Raw genomic sequence first — 20,318 nt, 5'->3', positions numbered from 1 at the left:
CAGCGCGCGGTCAATCAAGTGTTGCAATGGGACGAAAGCATCTCCCCCATTTTGCCGGCGGCGGCGTGGCGGTCGTCGGCCCAGGTGATGGCTGACTCGGTGTCGGCGCGGGCTTCGCGGCGCAGGAAGCTGACGTAAGTGGCGCCCTTCGTGCCCTTGACGTGCAACAGCCGCACCTCGCAGCTATGCCGCTCGCCGCGGCTGCCGGCGGCGGCCTTGGCGGTGCTCAACACATCAACCCGGGTCACCTGGCCGATATGCGCCACCAGCGGCGCGCGCTGGTTCATGATTTCGACCAGTTTGTCTTGTGGAACATCCTTGCTGCAAGCGCTGGCGGCCAGCGCCAGCAGGACTGCATATCGTTTCATGACAGGGCCCCTCCGTTAGCGTCATGCCTTGCAATGCTCGGCCATTACCTTCTCAATTTCAGCTTCAGTCTGGGAGCGGTTTTGGCTTATGCTCCAGACCATGCCTGCGTAGCCACTCTTCTTCTCGCCTGAGCAAGAGAAATGGAGCGGCTATGGCTCAGGGCCTCAGCTGCAGACAATGCGCCAAAATACTGTTTATGGCGGGCCCAGCGCCAGCAGGGCAAATAATGGGAATGCTTTGATTGTTCGCGTAGGGATCGTGCGAAAAAGCCGCCCGGCACCTGCCGGACGGCTCTCCAAGTTGCGTTGCTCTGTGCTGCGATCAGGACATGTGCTGGCCGCCGTTGATCGCGATGTTAGCGCCGGTGACGAAGGCTGCTTCTTCCGATGCCAGGTAGGCCACCAGTCCCGCCACTTCTTCCGGCTTGCCCAGGCGGGCCATCGGGATTTGCGGGATGATCTTCGAATCCAGCACGTCTTTCGGGATCTCCATCACCATCTTGGTGCCGATATAGCCTGGCGAAATGGTGTTCACGGTGACACCCTTGCGCGCCACTTCCAGCGCCAGAGCTTTGGTGAAGCCGTGCACGCCGGCCTTGGCCGCCGAGTAGTTGGTCTGGCCGAAAGCACCCTTCTGGCCGTTGACCGAAGAGATGTTGATGATGCGGCCCCAGCCGCGATCAACCATTTTGTCCGCGACCGGTTTGGTCATATTGAACACGGAGTCCAGGTTGGTCTTCATCACCGCATCCCAATTGACCTTGTCCATCTTCTTGAAGGTCATGTCGCGGGTAATACCGGCGTTATTCACCAGCACATCCACTACGCCGATGTCGCGCTCGACCGCCGCGATGCACTCCTGCGCCGAATCGTAGTCCGATACATCGCAAGGATAGGCGGCAAAGTTATAGCCCTGGTCCTTCATCGTGGCCAGCCACGACTCATGCGTCTTATTGCTCGGGGAATACGTCGTTACCACTTTGTAGCCCAGCGCGACCAGCTTGATGCAAATCGCCTCGCCCAGACCACCCATGCCGCCCGTTACCAATGCAACTCGTGCCATTTAATGTTCCCCTAATCGATTTTAACGAAAGCTTATTCCCTCTCTACTGCCAGTGCCACGCCCATGCCGCCGCCGATGCACAGCGAGGCCAGGCCCTTCTTCGCGTCACGGCGCACCATCTCATGCAGCAGGGTCACCAGGATACGGGCGCCGGAAGCGCCGATCGGGTGGCCGATGGCAATCGCACCGCCGTTGACGTTGATCTTGCTGGTGTCCCAGCCCATTTCCTTGTTCACGGCGCAGGCCTGCGCGGCGAACGCTTCATTGATTTCCATCAGGTCCAGGTCCTGTGGCGACCAGCCGGCTTTTTTCAGGCACAGCTGCGAGGCCGGTACCGGGCCCATGCCCATGTAGGCCGGGTCCAGGCCGGACGAGGCGTAGGCCTTGATGCGCGCCAGCGGGGTCAGGCCCAGTTGCTTGGCCTGGGTAGCGGACATCATGATCACGGCGGCTGCGCCGTCGTTCAGGCCGGAGGCATTGCCGGCGGTGACCGAGCCAGCCTTGTCGAAGGCCGGGCGCAAGCCGGCCAGCGCGTCGAGCGTGGAGCCTGGCTTCACGTACTCGTCCTGGTCGAACAGGATGCTGCCTTTCTTCTGCACGATTTCCAGCGGGATGATCTCGTCCTTGAACTTGCCTTCCTTCTGTGCCGCTTCGGCTTTCAGCTGCGACTGCAGGGCGAATTCGTCTTGCTGGGCGCGCGAAATATCGTATTTCTTGGCGACGTTCTCGGCGGTGATGCCCATGTGGTACTGGTTGTAGACGTCCCACAGGCCATCGACGATCATGGTGTCGACCATTTTCGCGTCACCCATGCGGAAGCCGTCGCGCGATCCGTTCAGCACGTGCGGCGAGGCGCTCATGTTTTCCTGGCCGCCGGCGATGATGATGTTGGCGTCGCCGCACTTGATGGCTTGCGCCGCCAGGTGGGTCGCTTTCAGGCCGCTGCCGCAGACCTTGTTGATGGTGTAGCCTGGCACGCCGTGAGGCAGGCCTGCTTTGACAACCGCCTGGCGCGCCGGATTCTGGCCCACGCCCGCGGTCAGTACCTGGCCCAGGATTACTTCGCTGATCAGGTTAGGATCAATGCCAGTCTTGGCCAACAAGCCCTTGATGACATGCGCGCCCAGCTCTGCTGCCGGGATCTTGGCCAGGGAACCGCCAAACTTGCCTACTGCGGTACGGCCTGCTGCAACGATTACTACATCATCCATTCTGCTTCTCCGGGGGTGGTATGAAAGTGATTCAATGCATTCTAGCTAACTGTCCGTCCTGCTGCCAGCAATGACCTATCGGAATAGTGGCTTATTCAAAGCCATTTCCGTTGCCTCGCGGCCAAAAGCTTGCGCGCGGTCCATCGCTTGCGCGCCATGTTCAGCCGCGAATTGCAACAACTCCTGCGGTTGTTGGATAGTGAGGAGTTCGTTAGAGACCGCCGTCAGCGCGGCCATGGAGGCCCAGGCGGCATCGCGTTGCCAGTCGCACAGGCTGGCAAAACTGGCGAACTGGGCATCGAATGCCGCTTGCGCGGCGCGGGAAAAATCATCAGAGAACGCGTACATGCCAGGCTCCTTCCGTCAAATCACTGGATGAGGTACCGCAAGACTTCTCATATTAGTTGGCGAATACTCGCGCACGTTTGATAAACATCAAGCCAATTTCATTTTGCATAAATATCAAGGCGATGTCACGACAATAACTTGATACCGTCAAGCGACGCGGCGCACTGTTCACGTATCACGTTTACGAAGTCGGTCACATACGCCTTGTGCTGCAGGGCGGGCGGTACCGACACGAACAGGTCGCTCCACAAGCCGGTTTCGCCAACCGGGCGCGCCACGACGTAGTCGTAATCCACATAGTTCTTGATGGCCCAGTTGGGCAGCGCGGCCACGCCGCGGCGGCTGGCCACCAGTTGCAGGATGGCCACCGTGAGTTCCGCCGTGCGGCGCTGGAATTCCACGCCGGCCGGGCGCAGCACTTCGCGGATCAGGTCGATGCGCTGCTCGGGCACCGGGTAGGTGATCAGGGTTTCGCCGGCAAAGTCCTGCGCCAACAGGCGGCGCTGCGCGGCCAGCCGGTGCTTTTGCGCCATGACCGTGAGGATTTCAAAGCGGAACAGCGGAAATGTCGTGTATTCAGCGCTGTAGTCGGAACCGATCACCAAGTCGGCGGCGCCATTGCGCAGCAGGTCGGCCGGCTCGCTGTGGAAGCCGGACACCAGGTCGATCTCCACGTCCGGCCAGCGGGTGCGGAATTCATCCATCACCGGCATCAGCCAGTCGAAGCAGGTATGGCATTCCAGCGCCACCCGCAGCTGGCCGGTGTCGCCCTGGGTCAGGCGCACGACGTCGCGCTCGGCGCGCTCCACTTCCGGCAGCAGCATATCGGCCAGCCGCAGCAGGCGTTCACCGGTGGCCGTAAAGCCGATTGGCATGGATTTGCGCTCAAACAGCGGCGAACCGTAGCGATCTTCCAGCAATTTTATCTGATGCGACAAGGCCGACTGGGTCAGGTTCAGCAATTGGGCTGCCTTGACCAGGCTGCCGGAGGAACGCAGGGCCGACAGTGTACGAAGATGACGAATCTCGAGCATGGCTATGAATAATTTTCAAGTTGATGCGCAAAAAGTTTCGTTTTTATTATAAGCCTTCATGCCGCAAACTGTACTGCACCAATATTTCTTGAGCATGACAAAAATGAAACTAATCCAAACCCATATTCCCGGCTTCCCCCGCATCGGCGCAGCGCGCGAACTGAAATTCGCGCTGGAGCGTTTCTGGCGCGGCGAACTCAACGAATCAGCCCTGCAGGAGACTGCGAGCAAGCTCCGTGCCCAACACTGGAAAACCCAGCGCGAGCATGGCCTGGATTTCGTCACAGTCGGCGATTTCGCTCTGTACGACCACGTGGCCAACCATATCCAGCTGTTCGGCTGCGAGCCGGCGCGCTTTGGCTTCGACGGTACCGAGTCGCCGCTGGCGCGCTATTTCGCCATGGCGCGCGGCGACGGTGCACATGAAACGTGCGGCTGCGGCCAAAATGGTGCGGCGCTGGAAATGACCAAGTGGTTCGACACCAACTACCATTACCTGGTGCCGGAATTTAGCGGCGCCACCGAGTTCTCGCTGCACAGCGAGCCGCTGCTGGCGCAGGTGGCCGAGGCGCGCGCGGCCGGCCATCCGGTCAAGGTAGTCCTGCTGGGGCCGCTGACCTTCCTGTGGCTAGGCAAGGAACGCGCCGCGGCTGGCGCGGCGGATGCGCGCCTGGAGTTGCTGGAGCGCTTGCTGCCGCTGTACAGCAAGCTGCTGGTGCAGCTGCGCGCGGCCGGCGCGGAGTGGGTGCAGCTGGATGAGCCCATCCTCGGCCTCGACTTGCCGAATGCCTGGCGCAACGCTTTTGAGCCGGCCTACTGGCTGCTCAACCAGTCCGGCGCCCAGCTGCTGCTGGCCACCTACTTCTCGCCGCTGGAAGAGAACGTCAGCCTGGCCTGCCGCCTGCCGGTGGCCGGCCTGCACGTGGACGCGGTACGCGCGGCCAGCGAACTGACCAGCGTGGCGGACTGGCTGCCAGCGCACAAGGTGCTGTCGGTCGGCATCATCGATGGCCGCAATATCTGGCGCAGCGACCTGGACGCGGCGCTGGCGGCCCTGATGCCCGTGCTGGCCAAGCGCAGCGGCCCGGTGTGGCTGTCGACGTCCTGCTCCCTGCTGCACGTGCCGTACAGCCTGGCCGCCGAGCCGGCGCTGGATGAAGGACTGCGTTCCTGGCTCGCCTTTGCCGAGGAAAAGCTGGGCGAGCTGGCCTTGCTGAAAACCGCGCTGTCGGCCGACGAGCGCGTGTCCGGCCAGGCCGCGCGCGGCTTCGCCGCCGCCCGCAGCGCACTGGCGAGCCGGCGCGCCAGCCCGCGCGTGCACAATGCCGCCATCCAGGCGCGCGTGGCCGCGCTGGACGGCGCCGTGCAGGCCGACCGGCGCGCCTCGCCGTTTGCCGAGCGCCAGCGCCAGCAACAAGCGCGCCTCAAGCTGCCGGCATTCCCCACTACGACCATTGGCTCCTTCCCGCAAACGGCGCAAATCCGCGCCGCGCGCGCCGCCTTCAAGCGCGGCGAACTGGACGCGCCAGCCTACCAGCAAGCCATGCGCGCGGAAATTGAACACGCCATCCGCCAGCAGGAAGAACTCGGCCTGGACGTGCTGGTGCACGGCGAGGCCGAGCGCAACGACATGGTGGAGTATTTCGGCGAGCAGCTCGATGGCTTCGCCTTCACCGCCAACGGCTGGGTGCAATCCTACGGTTCGCGTTGCGTCAAGCCGCCTATCATTTACGGCGACGTGCAGCGCCCGCAGGCCATGACGGTGGGCTGGGCCGAATATGCGCAAGGCCTGACCGGCAAGCCGGTGAAAGGCATGCTGACCGGTCCAGTCACCATCCTGCAATGGTCCTTTGTGCGCGACGACCAGCCGCGCGCGGACACCGCGCTGCAAATTGCCGCCGCCATCCGCGACGAGGTGCGCGACCTGGAGCAGGCCGGCATCGCCGTGATCCAGATCGACGAACCGGCCCTGCGCGAAGGCTTGCCGCTGCGGCGCAGCCGCTGGGATGCCTACCTGGCCTGGGCCACCAAGGCCTTCCGCATCAGCGCCGCCGTGGCGGGCGACGCGACGCAGATCCACACCCATATGTGCTATGCCGAGTTCAACGACATCCTGCCCGCGATTGCCGCGCTGGATGCGGACGTGATCACGATCGAATCGAGCCGCTCCGCCATGGAGTTGCTGGGCGGCTTCGCCAGCTTCCGCTATCCGAACGAAATCGGCCCCGGCGTGTATGACATCCACTCGCCGCGCGTGCCGGGCAGCGATGAGATGGTGGAGCTGCTGCGCAAGGCGGCGAAAGTGGTGCCGCCGGCCCAGCTCTGGGTCAACCCCGACTGCGGCCTGAAAACCCGCGCCTGGCCGGAAACCACCGCCGCCCTGCAAAACATGATCAGCGCCGCGCGCCAGTTGCGCAAGGAGCTGGAACTTTCTTAAGTCTTTTCTGTCCCGTCAGCGCACGCGCCTTCAACCGCTGCAATCTCAGTTACACCAGCGTGACGCTGATCGGCATCAGTGCATTCCTGCACGGACTACTTCTGTATCCCAGCCATCATATGCACCGCCCTGGCTCGAGCACAGGTCCCCAAAGTATGCACGCAGGTTTGCCAGTTCTTCCGGATTCGGAACCATACGGCGCGAGGCAGTCAGCTGCCATTGAGGGATTCCACCCTCGGCAGCGGCTAAGGAGATTCCGAATCCCATCTCGCCCAAACGTCCAGCCGCCCAGCGCGCGCCGCTCTCACTTGGAAAGTACAGGTAAAAATTGATGCCATGAGCCTGAGTCAAGTCGGAACCGGCTCTGCGCAATTGTTGAACCAAGGCGGCATCCGTATAAGCAGGCTCCGGAACCGATCGAGCATAGCTGCCAAAAATGAAGAGCCCTCCGCATAGGCCCACCAGGGCAAGCACCAGAAACAGACGTCGATTCGACTTTGCCTTTTTAACGCGGCGACGCCAAATACCGTAATAGATCGACCAGATCGGCAATATAAACAAGTTAGCGCCAGCAACTGTTCGCATCCAGTCCCAGCCATACTTATGTTGGGCTAGCGCGAGGGCGAATAACTGGGCGTACACCAGGGGACCGATCACAAACAGCACAAACCAGGTCTTTAGCACCCAAGGTTTATGGCCGGAGGTGATGCTGGCGATGGCGCGCGCCTCGTCGACTGCCGATTGAAAGGCGTCGTTTGGCCGATAGATATAGGGGGTTTCCTCGAGCGGCTCAGGCGTTTCCGGTTTGCTGGCCTCTGGCCCGGAATTCCGGGAATGCGACGCCGAACTGCCCTCAGGAACCTCGAATACTATATTGCCAATTTCGATTTTTGAACTCATGCGAGCTGGATTGTGTTTTTAGTAATTTTATCACAGCAACATTGCATACCGCCCGGGTCGCAAGCCGCATAAATGCAGGGCTCCCCTCCCCAAGCAACGTTTAGCAAAGTACAATGCACCCAGCCTGGGCTGAGCCCGTTACCTTGCGATTGTTATGCCTAAGAGCACGTTCCAAAAGCCTATCGAAATCAAGATTTCCACCGTTGTCGCCGTGTCGGCGATCATGTACACCAGCGACCTGCTCGCGCTTGACGCCGCCATGCGCGAAATGACCGGCGGCGTGCCGGACTTCTTCGAAGGCGACCTGGCCGTGATCGACGTCGGCGACCTGGCGCCAGGCTGCGAACGCATTGACTGGGCCGCCACCATCGCGCTCCTGAAAAAATACCGCCTGAACCCGGTGGCCGTGCGCAATGCCACGCCGGATATGGTGGATGAGATCCAGCAACACGGCCTGCAATTGGACAGCGGCAAGCGCGACGAAGCGCCCGCCCCTGCCAAGGCTGCGCCTGCTCCGGCCCCCGCGCCGGCCCCGGCACCGTCCCCTGCGGCGGCGCCAGCGGCACCAGCTTTCAGCGGCACCATGATCATCGACACCCCGGTGCGCGCCGGCCAGCGCATCTATGCGCGCGGCGGCGACTTGATCGTGATGGCGGTCGTGAACAACGGCGCCGAGCTTATCGCCGATGGCAGTATTCACGTTTACAACACTTTGAACGGCCGTGCCCTGGCGGGTGCTTCCGGCGATACCAATGCCCGCATTTTCGCTCTGTCGATGAGCCCCGAGCTGGTCTCGATCGCGGGTGTGTACAGCACGTTTGAAGACGGGTTCCCTGCGGCCCACGCACGCCAGCCGACACAAATCCGGCTGAGTGGTGACCGACTGGATATACAATCTGTCAATCCAGCAAAATAAACCGCAAAATAATAGTTCAGTAAAGGATTCTTTGTGGCACGAATTATTGTAGTTACGTCCGGCAAGGGCGGTGTCGGCAAAACGACTTCCAGCGCCAGCTTCTCTACCGGCCTCGCCATGCGCGGCCACAAAACCGTCGTCATCGACTTTGACGTCGGCTTGCGCAACCTGGACCTGATCATGGGTTGCGAACGACGCGTTGTGTATGACCTGATCAATGTGGTGAACAAGGAAGCCACCCTGAACCAGGCCCTGATCAAGGATAAACACTGCGAAAACCTGTACATCCTGCCGGCGTCCCAGACGCGCGACAAGGATGCCCTGACCGAAGACGGCGTGGAAGCCGTGCTGGCCGAGCTGATCAAGATGGAGTTCGACTTCATCATCTGCGACTCGCCGGCCGGTATCGAGCATGGCGCCCTGATGGCGCTCACCTTCGCTGACGAAGCCCTGATCGTGACCAATCCGGAAGTGTCGTCGGTGCGGGACTCCGACCGCATCCTGGGCATCATCCAGGCCAAGTCGCGCCGCGCGCAGTCCGGCGGCGAACCGGTCAAGGAACACTTGCTGATTACCCGTTACTCGCCAAAGCGCGTGGAAGCGGGTGAGATGTTGTCTTATACCGACGTGCAGGAGATTTTGCGCATTCCGTTGATCGGCATCATCCCGGAGTCGGAGCAGGTCCTGCATGCTTCCAACCAGGGTAACCCGGCAATCCACTTCAAGGGCACCGATGTGGCGGAAGCCTACACCGATGTGGTGTCGCGCTTCCTGGGCGAAGAAATTGAGCTGAAGTTTACCGACTATGAAAAGCCTGGTTTCCTGAAGCGTATCTTTGGAGCGAAATAATGGCGCTGCTTTCTTTCCTGTTCCAAAACAAGCCCAAGACGGCGGTGGCGGCCAAGGAGCGCTTGCAGATCATCATCGCCCGCGAGCGCAACGGCCGCGCCGGCCCGGATTTCCTGCCGGCGCTGCATAAAGAGTTGATTGATGTGATTTCCAAGTACACCAAGGTGTCGGCGGACGATATCAAGATTTCCCTGGATCGCCAGGGGAATCTGGAGGTTTTGGACGTTAACGTCGTTTTGCCGGACGCTTGAGGCTGAAAACCGGGAAACCAGGGTAGGACCCTTCGGGTCGCACCCTGGTTTCCCGGTTTTTTTTGTTTTCCGCCGCTTTAGCGCGCCTGCACCACCACTTGCCTCGCCACCTTGGCGCAAGCTTCCACATGCTGGTAGCCAATCTGCCGGAAGGCAAAGAAACCAATAGTCGCTGAGGCGATTTGACCGGCAATCGGCACCAGCTTGCCAGCCTGTCTGGCCGCCAACTTGCCCGCGCTGCGCTTCAGCACGGTGGCCACCAATTCGCGCGTCACCACTTTCCCCACCAGCATTCCGCCCAGGCTTACCACAGCCTCGTAAGCGATCAGCTTCATTTTCGGCTGCAGGCGCTCGATCTGGGCCGGGGTCAAGCCGAATTCCCGGTTCACTTCATCGATCAGCTGGGTGAACAGGCCAAGGTCGGTCATCACATCCACGCCCGGAATGGGCACGGCCGCCACCCCGGCCGACACTGCCGCACGGCGCCGTACCATGCGGCGGCAGCGTTCCCGTACGGCATCAATATCCGCCTCGCTTGCCGGTATGACAGTCCACTCGTTTTTCATCGTTTCCGCCCCTTCCTCGACTGGCAAACATCACCCCATCCATTGTGCTAGCCGCCCAAGCAGTGTACCGTGTGATTGGGACACAGCCTCGCACGGCAGGCAAAAGGTAGTGCCAACTAGAAATATTTATTAAATTGGTAACTATTTCTTGTAAATCTCTGTTATATTCGTGTGACTGCTTCTTAACATTTTGCTGTAAAGAACCATGAGAATCGTTGTCCTTGATGCTGACCGAAGCCAGGCAGACCTGATCTGCCAAGTGCTGACTTCTGCCGGTCACGCCTGCCACGGCTACCAGTCGGCCAAGGACTTGCTGGCCAACCTGCGCAAAGACAGTTGCGACATGCTGGTGTTCGACTGGCAGGTGACTGATATGGAGCCGGGGGAGCTGTTGCGCAAGGTGCGCGAAAAGCTGCCGGAAAACGGCCCCGTGCTATTTCTGACCACCAGTTCCGGCGAGGACGATATCGTGGCCGGCCTGTCCGCCGGCGCTGAGGACTACCTGGTCAAACCCCTGCGCCGCGCCGAGCTGGTGGCGCGCGTGCAAGCGCAGCTGCGGCTGGCTTACCCGAGCCAGAACGGTGCCGAACAATTGCAGTTCGGCCAATACGTGTTCGAAACCCGCCCGGGCCGCCTGCTGATGGATGGCCAGGTGCTGGACGTGACCCACAAAGAGTTCTATCTGGCCTTGCTGTTTTTCCGCAACATTGGCCGCCCGCTGTCGCGCGCCTATATCCACGAAGCAGTCTGGATCCGCGAAACCGAAGTGCCGTCGCGCACCATGGATACCCACGTTTCGCGCGTCCGCAATAAATTGCAACTAAAACCAGAGAACGGCTTCCGCCTGGTGCCGGTGTACAGCTACGGCTACCGGCTGGAAAAGCTGGGCTCCTGAGACCCCACTCACATCAAGGTATAATGGCGTCTGGAATCGTCCGCCTATACCGAAATGCAACTCCTCGCCGTCGGCCTCAACCACACCACCGCGCCTGTCGCCTTGCGCGAACGGCTGGCGTTCGCGCCTGAGCAGTTGGGCACGGCGGTCGCGGCAGCGCGCAACTGGTTTGCCTGCGCCGACTCCAAAGGCGGCGACGAAGCGGCCATCCTGTCCACCTGCAACCGTACCGAGCTGTACGCGGCCAGCAATGCCGCCCACCCGCTCGACGCCGGCGCCCAGTTCCTGGCCGATTTCCACAAACTGAATTACGCCGAGCTGCGCCCGCACCTGTACATGCTGCCGCAGCACGACGCCGTGCGCCATACCTTCCGCGTGGCATCGGGCCTGGACTCGATGGTGCTGGGCGAGACCCAGATCCTGGGCCAGATCAAGGACGCCATCCGCACCGCCGACGAAGCGGGCGGCCTGGGCACCTACCTGCACCAGCTGTTCCAGCGCAGCTTCTCGGTCGCCAAGGAAGTACGCAGCACGACTGAAATCGGCGCCCACAGCGTGTCGATGGCCGCCGCCGCGGTGCGCCTGTCGCAGCGCATCTTCGACAAGATCGCCGAGCAGAACGTGCTGTTCATCGGCGCCGGCGAAATGATCGAACTGTGCGCCACGCACTTCGCGGCGCAGAACCCGAAAACCATCACGGTGGCCAACCGCACCATGGAGCGCGGCGAAGCGCTGGCACACCGCTTCAACGGCAAGGCCATGCGCCTGGCCGACCTGGGCAACCAGTTGCAGCAATACGATATCGTCATTTCCTGCACCGCCTCCTCGCTGCCGCTGATCGGCCTGGGCATGGTGGAGCGCGCCATCAAGGCACGCCGCCACAAGCCGATGTTCATGGTCGACCTGGCCGTGCCGCGCGATATCGAGCCGGAAGTGGGCCGCCTGAACGACGTCTTCCTCTACACCGTGGACGACCTGGGCAAGGTGGTGCAGACCGGCCTGGAAAACCGCCAGGCCGCCGTGGCGCAAGCCGAAGCGATTATTGAGACCCGCGTGCAATCCTTCATGCACTGGATCGACGACCGCGCCGTGGTGCCGGTGATCCAGGGCCTGCAGGAAAACAGCGAGACGATCCGCCTGCTGGAACTGGAACGGGCGCGCAAGCTGCTCGCCAAGGGCGAATCGGTGGATGCGGTGCTGGAAGCGCTGTCGCGCGGCCTGACCGCCAAGTTCATGCACGGCCCGCAGCAAGCGCTGCACCGCGCCCAGGGCGACGAACGCGCCCAGCTGGCCGAACTGCTGCCGCAACTGTTCCGCGGCCGCCGTTAGCGGCGCCCCCTGCCCTGCCTGCCGCCCCTGCGCGGCGCCCCGTGCCATCCCCCCTCGAATTCAGGAACGTATGAAACCATCAATGCTGGCCAAGCTGGACCAATTGGCAAACCGCCTGGTCGAACTGGACGAACTGCTGATGTCCGAAGGCGCAACGTCGAATATGGACAGCTATCGCAAGATGACGCGCGAGCACAGCGAGCTGCAGCCGCTGGTGGCGCTGTACAAGGACTACCAGCAAGTACTGGGCGATATCGACGATGCGCAAGCCATGCTGTCCGACCCGGACATGAAGGAGTTCGCGCAGGAGGAAATCGAAGCCGGCAAGGCGCGCCTGGGCGGGCTGGAGTTGGACTTGCAGAAGATGCTGCTGCCCAAGGATGAAAACGACGAGCGCAACATCTTCCTGGAAATCCGCGCCGGCACCGGCGGCGACGAATCGGCCCTGTTCGCCGGCGACCTGCTGCGCATGTACACCCGCTTCGCCGAGCGCTCGCGCTGGCAGGTGGAGATCGTGTCCGCTTCCGAGAGCGACCTGGGCGGCTACCGCGAGGTGATTGCCCGCATCATCGGCCACGGCGCCTACTCCAAGCTCAAGTTCGAATCCGGCGGCCACCGCGTGCAGCGCGTGCCGGCCACCGAGACCCAGGGCCGCATCCACACTTCCGCCTGCACCGTGGCGGTGATGCCGGAAGCCGACGAAGTGGAAGACGTGCACATCAACCCGGCCGACCTGCGCATCGACACCTACCGCGCCTCCGGCGCCGGCGGCCAGCACATCAACAAGACCGACTCCGCCGTGCGCATCACCCACCTGCCGACCGGCATCGTGGTGGAATGCCAGGACGACCGTTCCCAGCACAAGAACAAAGCCTCCGCCATGAAGGTGCTGGCCGCGCGCATCAAGGACGTACAGCTGCGCGAACAGCAATCGAAGGAAGCGGCCACGCGCAAGAGCCTGATCGGTTCCGGCGACCGCAGCGAGCGCATCCGCACCTACAATTTCCCGCAAGGGCGCATGACCGACCACCGCATCAACCTCACGCTGTACAAGCTGGACATGATAATGGACGGCGACCTGACCGAGCTGACCACCTCCCTGACCACCGAACACCAGGCCGAGCTGCTCGCCGCCCTCGGCGACTAAGCCCCAAAAAATGGGGACGTACCCCATTTATCGTGGTTCTAGATAAATGGGGTACGTCCCCATTTTTTGGACATTTGTGCGAGAATTGGCCGGATTTTCAACCTGTTAAGTTTATGACGATGAGCAACCGTAACGTTCTGCTGGCAATTGCCCTGGTGAGCTTTGGCCTGATCGGCGCTGCCATGTATCTGCAGCATGTGCTGTACCTGATGCCTTGCCCGCTGTGCGTGATCCAGCGCTACTTGTTCATCGCGGTTGGTCTGGCGGCGCTGGTCGGTGCCCTCACCAGCAAGCCGAAGCTGGGGGCGGGCGTGGGCCTGCTGGCGGCTTTGGGCGGCTTGGGCGTGGCGGGCAAGCAGCTGTACGTGCTGTCGCAGCCTAGCCTGTCCTGCGGCATCGATCCGATGGAAACCATGCTGAACAAGATTCCGACCGCGGAATACCTGCCTTGGCTGTTCTATGCCGAAGGCTTGTGCCAGGATGCGAAGGAAAAATTCATGGGTTTGCAGGTTCCGACCTGGGCTTTCATCTGGTTCGGCATCCTGGCGGCCGTCACGGCGTGGGCGATGCTGCGCAAGCGCGCATGAGCATCGCGATCACGGCCGGCACCACGCTGGGCGCGCTGCAACGCGCGCCGTTGCTGGACCCGGTCGACCAGCGCATCCTGGTCTGCCATGCGCTGGGCATCAGCCGCACCGCGCTGATCACCCAATCTGAACGCGCGCTGAACGCGCAGGAAGCGGCCGGCATCGCGGCGCTGCTGCAGCGCCGCGCGGACGGCGAGCCGGTGGCCTACATCGTCGGCCAGCGCGAGTTCTTCGGGCTGCCGTTTGAAACCACGCCGGCGGTACTGATTCCGCGCCCGGATACCGAACTGCTGGTGGAACTGGCGCTGGAGCGCCTGCCGCCGCGCGGCAAGGTGCTGGATATGGGCACCGGCAGCGGCGCCATTGCCGTCGCCATCGCGCACCACCGGCCCGATGCCGCCGTCACCGCGCTGGATGTGAGCACGGAGGCGCTGGCTGTGGCCACGCGCAACGCGCAGCGCAATGGCGCCAGCGTGCGCTTGCTGCATAGCGACTGGTACGGCGCGGTGGCGGGCGAGCAGTTCGACCTGATCGTCTCCAACCCGCCCTATATCGCCGACGGCGACCGCCATCTGTCGGAGGGCGACCTGCGCTTCGAGCCGAGCGGCGCCCTAACCGACTTTGCCGACGGCCTGAGCGCCCTGCGCACCATCATCGCCGGCGCGCCGGCGCGCCTGGCGCCGGGCAGCTGGCTGCTGATGGAGCATGGCTACGACCAGTCGGCGGCGGTCCGCGCGCTGCTGTCGGCGGCGGGTTACACTGAGGTGCAAAGCTGGCAAGACCTGGCCGGCATCGAACGGGTGAGCGGCGGCCGCTCACGGTAAAATGCGGCTTCCGGCCCGGTTTTGGGGGGCCGCGCACGCACTTCTCGGTTTTCGGTTAATCTCGCACCCATCTTGATTTGCTGCAGCGGAAAGGAAGAGCAAATTGTCCAATCTATTGACGCGCCGCCTGGCCCTTTTGGCCGACGATAAGCACCGTGCGGTGCTGGGCGGCGGCCTGCGCGGCATCGAGCGAGAAACCCTGCGCGTGCAGCCTGATGGCCACCTGGCGCATACGCCGCATCCGCTGCCCCTGGGCTCCGCCCTGACCCACCCGCACATCACCACCGATTACGCGGAGACCCTGCTGGAGTTCATCACTCCGGCCGAACATGATATCGCCACCACGCTGGAGCGCCTGGACGCGATCCACCGCTACAGCTATGCGAAGCTGGGCAATGAGCTGATCTGGAGCCAGTCCATGCCGTGCGAGCTGCCAGGCGAGGACGAGATCGAGATCGCCTGGTACGGCAAGTCCAACCTGGGCATGCTGAAGCACGTCTACCGGCGCGGCCTGGCCCTGCGCTATGGCAAAGCGATGCAGTGCATCGCCGGCATCCACTACAACTATTCGCTGGACGAGCGCCTGTGGCGCATCCTGGCCGAAAACGAGGGCGCCACCCACATCGCGCCCAAGGCCTACCAGTCGGAAGCCTACCTGGCCACCATCCGCAACTTCCGCCGCTACAGCTGGTTGCTGATGTACTTGTTCGGCGCTTCGCCGGCGCTGGCGGAAGGCTTCCTGCGCGGCCGCCCGCACAAGCTGGAAAAGCTGTCCGGCGATACGCTCTACCTGCCGTATGCCACCAGCCTGCGCATGAGCGACCTGGGTTACCAGAACGAGGCGCAATCCGGCCTGCATCCGCACGAGAACAGCCTGGATTCCTATGTGGCCACCTTGACCAAGGCGGTCAACCAGCCGTACGAGCCGTACGCCAAGGTCGGCACCAAGGTCGATGGCGAATGGGTGCAGCTGTCCACCAATGTGATCCAGATCGAGAACGAGTACTACTCGACCATCCGTCCGAAGCGCGTGATCAATACCGGCGAGCGCCCGATCCAGGCGCTGTGCAACCGCGGCGTGCAGTACATCGAAGTACGCTGCATGGACGTGGACCCGTTCGAGCCGGTCGGCATCAATGTGCAGGCGGGCCGCTTCCTCGACGTGTTCCTGCTCTTTAGCGCGCTGGAAGAAAGCCCGTTGATCACGCCGGAGCATGGCGAACTGCTGGCGCGTAATTTCGCGCGCACCGTGAAAGAAGGCCGCCGCCCGGGCCTGACCCTGACCCGCGACGGCCAGGAAGTCACGCTGAAGCAGTGGGGCCTGGACCTGCTGGAGCGCTTCAAGCCGGTAGCCGAACTGCTGGACCGCGAACACGGCGGCCGCGAACACATGGCGGCGCTGGAGGCGCAGCTGGCCAAGCTGCACGATCCGGACAGCACGCCGTCGGCGCGCGTGCTGCAGGCGCTGCGCGACAACGGCAAGTCCTTCACCGCCTTCGGCCTGCACCAGAGCGAGAAGCACGCAGCGTACTTCCGCAGCCATCCGGCCAGCGCGCAAGACACGGCGCGCTTCGACGAAATGGCGCGCGTATCGATCGCGCAGCAGGAAGAACTGGAACGCACGCAAACCGGCAGCTTCGACGACTACGTTGCCGCCTACCGCGCCAGCAACCTGTGCCCGAACCAATGCACCTGACCCTTGCTCACTTTCTTTAACGAACAGCACACCAAGGAATTCGGCCTGCAGCATCGCGTCAGCGCGGTGCAGGCCGAGCTGGAGCGGCGCGGCCTGGGACAGATCGTGACACCGCAAAGCGTGCCGCTGACGGCGCTGGAACGCACCCACAGCCCGCACTACCTGGCCTTCCTGCGCAACGCGTGGAGCGAAGCGCAGGCGGCAGCGCCTGCGCGCCAGGTCGTCACACCCAACCAGCTTGCCGTGCGCACCATGCGCAGCGATATCGAGCCGGACGACTTTTTCGCCCGGCTTGGCCTGTACTCAATGGATACCTTCACGGGGATCAGCGCCAGCACCTGGAGCGCGGCCAAAGGCGGCGCCGACTGCGCGGTCAATGCGGCGCACGCCCTGCGCCTCGGCGAGCGCGCCAGCTTCGTGCTGACCCAGCCGCAAGGGCATCACGCCGGGGCGGATTTTTGCGGCGGCTACTGCTACCTGAATAATGCCGCCCTGGCCGCCCAGCATTTGCTGGACGACGGCTTGCACAAGGTCGCCATCCTCGACCTCGACTACCAGCACGGCAACGGCGCGCAGGGCATCTTCTACGAGCGCGCCGACGTGCTCTGCCTGTCGATCCACGCCGACCCGCGCCAGTCCTTCCCCTATTACTGCGGACATGCCGACGAAACCGGGGCCGGAGCGGGGCAAGGCTATAACGTCAACCTACCGCTGGCGCGCGGCGCCGATACGCAAGCCTGGTTCGCCGCGCTGGAAACAGCCTGCCTGCGGCTATCCATCTACCGGCCGGACGCGCTGGTGGTGGCGCTGGGCGGGAATATCTTCCAGGGCGAAGAGCACGGCGGCTTCGGACTGGCGCCGGCCGACTTCCTGCGCCTGGGCGAGCGCCTGGCCTGGCTGGGCGTTCCCACCACCTTCCAGCTGGAGGGCGGAACGCCGCTACGCCAGTTGGGCACCAATATCGTCAACGTGCTGGAAGGCTTCGACTGCGCCACCGCCTAGCCGGGCAGCGCTAAGCGCGCCTCCAGGCCGCCGCCCTCGCGCGGGTGCAAGGTCAGCGTGCCGCCCATGGCAGTGGCCAGCTGGCGCGCAATGGCCAGCCCCAGGCCGGTGCCGCCGGTCTCGCGGCTGCGCGACGACTCCAGCCGCACGAAAGGTTCGAACACGGCCTGCAGCGATTCCGGCGGGATACCCGGCCCGCGATCGAGCACGCTGATCGCAATACCAGGCGCGCCGCCCGCCGCTGCGACGTGCACCTCCGCGCTGCCGCCGAATTTCAACGCATTGTCGATCAGGTTACCCAGCACCCGGCGCAGCGCCTGCGGACGCAATTCCATGGCGCGGCCGACCGCACCGTGCAGGCTGACCTCCTGGCCCGCGTCCGTGTAGTCATGCACCATGCTCTCCAGCAGCGCATCCGGATCGATGCGCGTCGGCGCCTCGCTGGTGCCGTGCAGGGTGCGCGCATAGGCCACGCCCTCCTTCACCAGCTGCTCCATCGCCTGCAAGTCCTGCCGCAAGCGCGCCTGCTGCGGCTCGTCATCCATCATATCGACGCGCAAACGCATGCGCGTGATCGGCGTTTGCAAATCGTGCGAGATCGACGCCAGGATCTGGATGCGCTCCGCCATATAGCCCGCAATGCGCTGCTGCATGGCGTTGAAGGCCCGCGCCGCGCGCGCCACTTCCGAAGGCCCGCTTTCCGGCAGGTGCGCGCCCTGCATATCAGGCCCCAACGCATCGGCCGCCAGCGCCAGCTGCTGCAACGGGCGAGTTGCCAGGCGCACCGCCAGCCAGCAGCACAGCGCGAACACCGCCAGCTGCGCCGCCATCAGCGCGCCGAACCAGGGCGACATCGGTACGCTGCGCATGGGTCGGAAATCGATCGTCAGCGGCGTGCCATCGCCCAGCGCAAGGTGCACCTGGTAGCGCTCCAGCGCGCCCGGGATCGCATGCACCGTCAGCTGGTACTGCTTGCCGATGCCCTCCTCAAACGAACGCACCGCGTTGGCTTGCAGCTGATCCAGGTGCGGCAGCGATTCATCGCAAGCTTCCAGGCGGAACTCGTAACTGCGGCGCTGCAGGCGGGGCAACCACGCCGCCCGCTGCGCCGCCGGCAAGGCATCGAGCAGCGCCACCGAGGTGGCGACCTCGCGTTCGATATAGCCCATCATCATATTGGTGGTGGCCTCGTTGCGCTCACGCATGGTGAGCCAGAACGACAGGCCCTGCGCCACCGCCACGCCAAGGCACAGCAGCAAGGCGAGGCGCGCGAACAGGCTGCGCGGCCAGCGCAGGCGCATCATGGCGCGCCCGCCGCCAACGTGACGGCAGCCGAGAACACATAGCCTTCGCTGCGCAGGGTCTTGATATAGCGCGGCTCGCGCGCCGTATCGCGCAGGCGCTGGCGCACACGGCTCACCAGCAGGTCGATCGAGCGGTCGAACTGGTCGGCGTTGCGGCCCTGGGTCAGGTTCAGCAGCTGGTCGCGCGTCAGCACGCGCTGCGGATGGTCGAGGAAGACGCGCAGCAGGCGGTACTCGGCGCCGCTCAAGGCCACTTGCGTGCCGTCCGCGTCGAGCAGGTGGCGCGCCACCGTGTCCAGGCGCCAGTCGCCGAAAGCCAGCATCGGCACCGACTCATTCACCTGCATATTCGGCGGCAGCATGCGCGTGCGGCGCAGCACCGCATTGATACGCGCCAGCAGCTCGCGCACGGCGAAAGGCTTGGGCAGGTAATCGTCCGCGCCCATTTCCAGGCCGATGATGCGGTCGGTTTCCTCGCTGCGCGCAGTGAGCATCAGCACCGGGATCGCCTTGTGCTTGCCGGCGCGCAGGTCGCGGCACAGGGTCAGGCCGTCCTCGCCCGGCAGCATCAGGTCCAGCACGATCAGGTCGGGCGTATCGTCCTCCACGATGCCGCGCATCTGGCGCCCATTCGCCGCCAGCGAGGTGCGCAAGCCATTCTTCTGCAGGTAGGCGCCGATCAACTCGCGGATATCGCGGTCATCGTCAACGATCAGGATGTGGTCAGGGTTTTCCATGAACCCATGATACCCAATGCCGGGCAGCGATTTGTATCCCAGTGTGTACAGCCCGGACGGCGACACAAAACATTGCATAAAGCCCCCTGGCGCGACATATGCCGGATACCTGCGGGCGGTCCAATAGCGTCATGCCTTTTCACGGAGCCTGCCATGATCAACCCGCTCGACACACCGCTCGCCTTCCTCGCCGGACTGCTGACCATCGCCTCGCCCTGCGTGCTGCCGGTGCTGCCCGTCCTGCTGGGCAGCGGCGTTAACCAGCGCGACCACCGCCGCCCGCTCCTCATCATCGCCGGCTTTGTATTGAGCTTTGCCAGCTTCGCCATGCTGCTGGGGGTGGTTTCCTCCGCCGTCGAAGCCGCGCAGGAAGTCCTGCGCAACGCCGCCCTCGCCCTGCTGGCACTCTCCGGCCTACTGCGTGCCTGGCCCGCGCCTTATGCCTGGCTGGTCGCACGCCTGCCGGAACGCACAGCCAGCGCCGCGCGCGCCGACGACGGCAGCCATGGCGCCGCCTTCCTGCTCGGCGTCTCGCTGGGCGCCGTATGGACGCCCTGCGCCGGCCCGGTGCTGGCCTCCATCCTGGTGCTGGTGGTGAAGGCGCAGGACCCGGCCTGGTCCGCCCTGCTGCTCACGCTGTACGCCCTGGGCGCCGCCGTGCCCATGCTGGGGATTATTTACGGCGGCCAGTACGCCACCCAGCGCCTGCGCGCCGTGGCCCGCCACGCCCAGCGCCTGCAGCAAGCCTTCGGCGTACTGGTGGTGCTGACCGCCGCCGCGATTTACCTGCAGTACGACACCCTGGCCTTCGCCTGGGCCGCCCAACACCTCCCCAACCTGAAAGGACTGTAACC

General features: G+C 63.6%; 21 protein-coding genes. 12 read left to right on the top strand and 9 right to left on the bottom strand.

All coding sequences use genetic code 11. The features are described from left to right. Positions 1-14 precede the first annotated feature (14 nt). The 5 genes from GTP41_RS04240 to GTP41_RS04220 form a co-directional block, all read right to left on the bottom strand. A complete protein-coding gene (locus GTP41_RS04240) occupies positions 15-368 on the bottom strand; it encodes a hypothetical protein (RefSeq protein ID WP_161024310.1) in 354 nt (117 codons plus the stop codon). A 322-nt stretch (positions 369-690) separates the two neighbouring features. Next, positions 691-1,431, bottom strand: coding sequence for an acetoacetyl-CoA reductase (gene phbB / locus GTP41_RS04235; protein ID WP_161024309.1), 741 nt, complete (start codon positions 1,429-1,431; stop codon positions 691-693). Between the two features lie 32 nt (positions 1,432-1,463). Further along, entirely contained in the window at positions 1,464-2,642 is a 1,179-nt protein-coding gene (locus tag GTP41_RS04230) for an acetyl-CoA C-acetyltransferase (RefSeq protein WP_161024308.1), read from the bottom strand. 75 nt (positions 2,643-2,717) lie between these two features. Beyond that, on the bottom strand, positions 2,718-2,990 hold the full coding sequence (locus GTP41_RS04225) for a hypothetical protein (protein WP_161024307.1): 273 nt from the start codon (positions 2,988-2,990) through the stop codon (positions 2,718-2,720). Between the two features lie 125 nt (positions 2,991-3,115). Further along, on the bottom strand, positions 3,116-4,024 hold the full coding sequence (locus GTP41_RS04220) for a LysR family transcriptional regulator (protein WP_161024306.1): 909 nt from the start codon (positions 4,022-4,024) through the stop codon (positions 3,116-3,118). 103 nt (positions 4,025-4,127) lie between these two features. Between GTP41_RS04220 and metE the strand changes: the two genes are divergently transcribed. After that, the gene (metE, locus tag GTP41_RS04215; protein ID WP_161024305.1) at positions 4,128-6,461 is read left to right on the top strand and encodes a 5-methyltetrahydropteroyltriglutamate--homocysteine S-methyltransferase; all 2,334 of its coding nucleotides are present in this window, start codon (positions 4,128-4,130) and stop codon (positions 6,459-6,461) included. Between the two features lie 75 nt (positions 6,462-6,536). Here the strand turns inward: metE and GTP41_RS04210 are convergent, their stop codons facing one another. Continuing rightward, positions 6,537-7,361, bottom strand: coding sequence for a ribonuclease E inhibitor RraB (locus GTP41_RS04210; RefSeq protein ID WP_161024304.1), 825 nt, complete (start codon positions 7,359-7,361; stop codon positions 6,537-6,539). A gap of 154 nt (positions 7,362-7,515) precedes the next feature. On the opposite strand from GTP41_RS04210, the gene minC reads away from it, so the two are divergent. From minC to minE, 3 genes are read left to right on the top strand one after another with little or no spacing between them, the layout of a single operon-like run. Then, on the top strand, positions 7,516-8,277 hold the full coding sequence (gene minC, locus GTP41_RS04205; RefSeq protein ID WP_161024303.1) for a septum site-determining protein MinC: 762 nt from the start codon (positions 7,516-7,518) through the stop codon (positions 8,275-8,277). 33 nt (positions 8,278-8,310) lie between these two features. Continuing rightward, complete coding sequence (gene minD / locus GTP41_RS04200; protein WP_161024302.1) at positions 8,311-9,126, top strand: septum site-determining protein MinD; 816 nt, start codon at positions 8,311-8,313, stop codon at positions 9,124-9,126. After that, positions 9,126-9,377: a cell division topological specificity factor MinE gene (gene minE / locus GTP41_RS04195; protein WP_161024301.1), complete on the top strand. Its 252-nt coding sequence runs from the start codon at positions 9,126-9,128 to the stop codon at positions 9,375-9,377. The genes minD and minE overlap by 1 nt, the downstream gene beginning before the upstream one ends. A gap of 77 nt (positions 9,378-9,454) precedes the next feature. On the opposite strand, the gene GTP41_RS04190 is transcribed toward minE, so the two are convergent. Beyond that, positions 9,455-9,943: a hypothetical protein gene (locus tag GTP41_RS04190; RefSeq protein ID WP_161024300.1), complete on the bottom strand. Its 489-nt coding sequence runs from the start codon at positions 9,941-9,943 to the stop codon at positions 9,455-9,457. Positions 9,944-10,148: 205 nt separating this feature from the next. Here GTP41_RS04190 and GTP41_RS04185 point away from each other — a divergent pair, with 205 nt between their 5' ends. The 7 genes from GTP41_RS04185 (at position 10,149) to GTP41_RS04155 (ending at position 17,423) form a co-directional block, all read left to right on the top strand. Further along, complete coding sequence (locus GTP41_RS04185) at positions 10,149-10,838, top strand: response regulator transcription factor (RefSeq protein WP_161024299.1); 690 nt, start codon at positions 10,149-10,151, stop codon at positions 10,836-10,838. A 54-nt stretch (positions 10,839-10,892) separates the two neighbouring features. Continuing rightward, positions 10,893-12,167 (top strand): glutamyl-tRNA reductase, encoded by a 1,275-nt coding sequence (gene hemA / locus GTP41_RS04180; RefSeq protein ID WP_161024298.1) that lies wholly within the window; start codon positions 10,893-10,895, stop codon positions 12,165-12,167. Between the two features lie 70 nt (positions 12,168-12,237). Next, positions 12,238-13,314, top strand: coding sequence for a peptide chain release factor 1 (prfA, locus tag GTP41_RS04175; RefSeq protein WP_161024297.1), 1,077 nt, complete (start codon positions 12,238-12,240; stop codon positions 13,312-13,314). A 119-nt stretch (positions 13,315-13,433) separates the two neighbouring features. Then, a complete protein-coding gene (locus GTP41_RS04170; protein WP_229502726.1) occupies positions 13,434-13,901 on the top strand; it encodes a disulfide bond formation protein B in 468 nt (155 codons plus the stop codon). Further along, entirely contained in the window at positions 13,898-14,725 is an 828-nt protein-coding gene (gene prmC / locus GTP41_RS04165; protein WP_161024295.1) for a peptide chain release factor N(5)-glutamine methyltransferase, read from the top strand. The genes GTP41_RS04170 and prmC overlap by 4 nt, the downstream gene beginning before the upstream one ends. A 103-nt stretch (positions 14,726-14,828) precedes the next feature. Then, positions 14,829-16,421 (top strand): glutamate--cysteine ligase, encoded by a 1,593-nt coding sequence (gshA, locus tag GTP41_RS04160; protein WP_161024294.1) that lies wholly within the window; start codon positions 14,829-14,831, stop codon positions 16,419-16,421. 3 nt (positions 16,422-16,424) lie between these two features. Next, the gene (locus GTP41_RS04155) at positions 16,425-17,423 is read left to right on the top strand and encodes a histone deacetylase family protein (protein WP_161024293.1); all 999 of its coding nucleotides are present in this window, start codon (positions 16,425-16,427) and stop codon (positions 17,421-17,423) included. Here the strand turns inward: GTP41_RS04155 and GTP41_RS04150 are convergent. Continuing rightward, positions 17,420-18,727 (bottom strand): ATP-binding protein, encoded by a 1,308-nt coding sequence (locus GTP41_RS04150; protein WP_161024292.1) that lies wholly within the window; start codon positions 18,725-18,727, stop codon positions 17,420-17,422. The two genes, GTP41_RS04155 and GTP41_RS04150, sit on opposite strands and share 4 nt — an antisense overlap. Continuing rightward, positions 18,724-19,464, bottom strand: coding sequence for a response regulator (locus GTP41_RS04145; RefSeq protein ID WP_161024291.1), 741 nt, complete (start codon positions 19,462-19,464; stop codon positions 18,724-18,726). Before GTP41_RS04145 ends, GTP41_RS04150 begins: the two co-directional genes overlap by 4 nt. A gap of 153 nt (positions 19,465-19,617) precedes the next feature. On the opposite strand from GTP41_RS04145, the gene GTP41_RS04140 reads away from it, so the two are divergent. Beyond that, entirely contained in the window at positions 19,618-20,316 is a 699-nt protein-coding gene (locus GTP41_RS04140; protein ID WP_161024290.1) for a cytochrome c biogenesis CcdA family protein, read from the top strand. Positions 20,317-20,318 lie beyond the last annotated feature (2 nt).

Source organism: Pseudoduganella guangdongensis, assembly GCF_009857475.1.
Taxonomy (GTDB): Bacteria; Pseudomonadota; Gammaproteobacteria; order Burkholderiales; family Burkholderiaceae_D; genus Rugamonas; species Rugamonas guangdongensis.
This window is presented reverse-complemented; position numbering and strand designations above follow the sequence as displayed.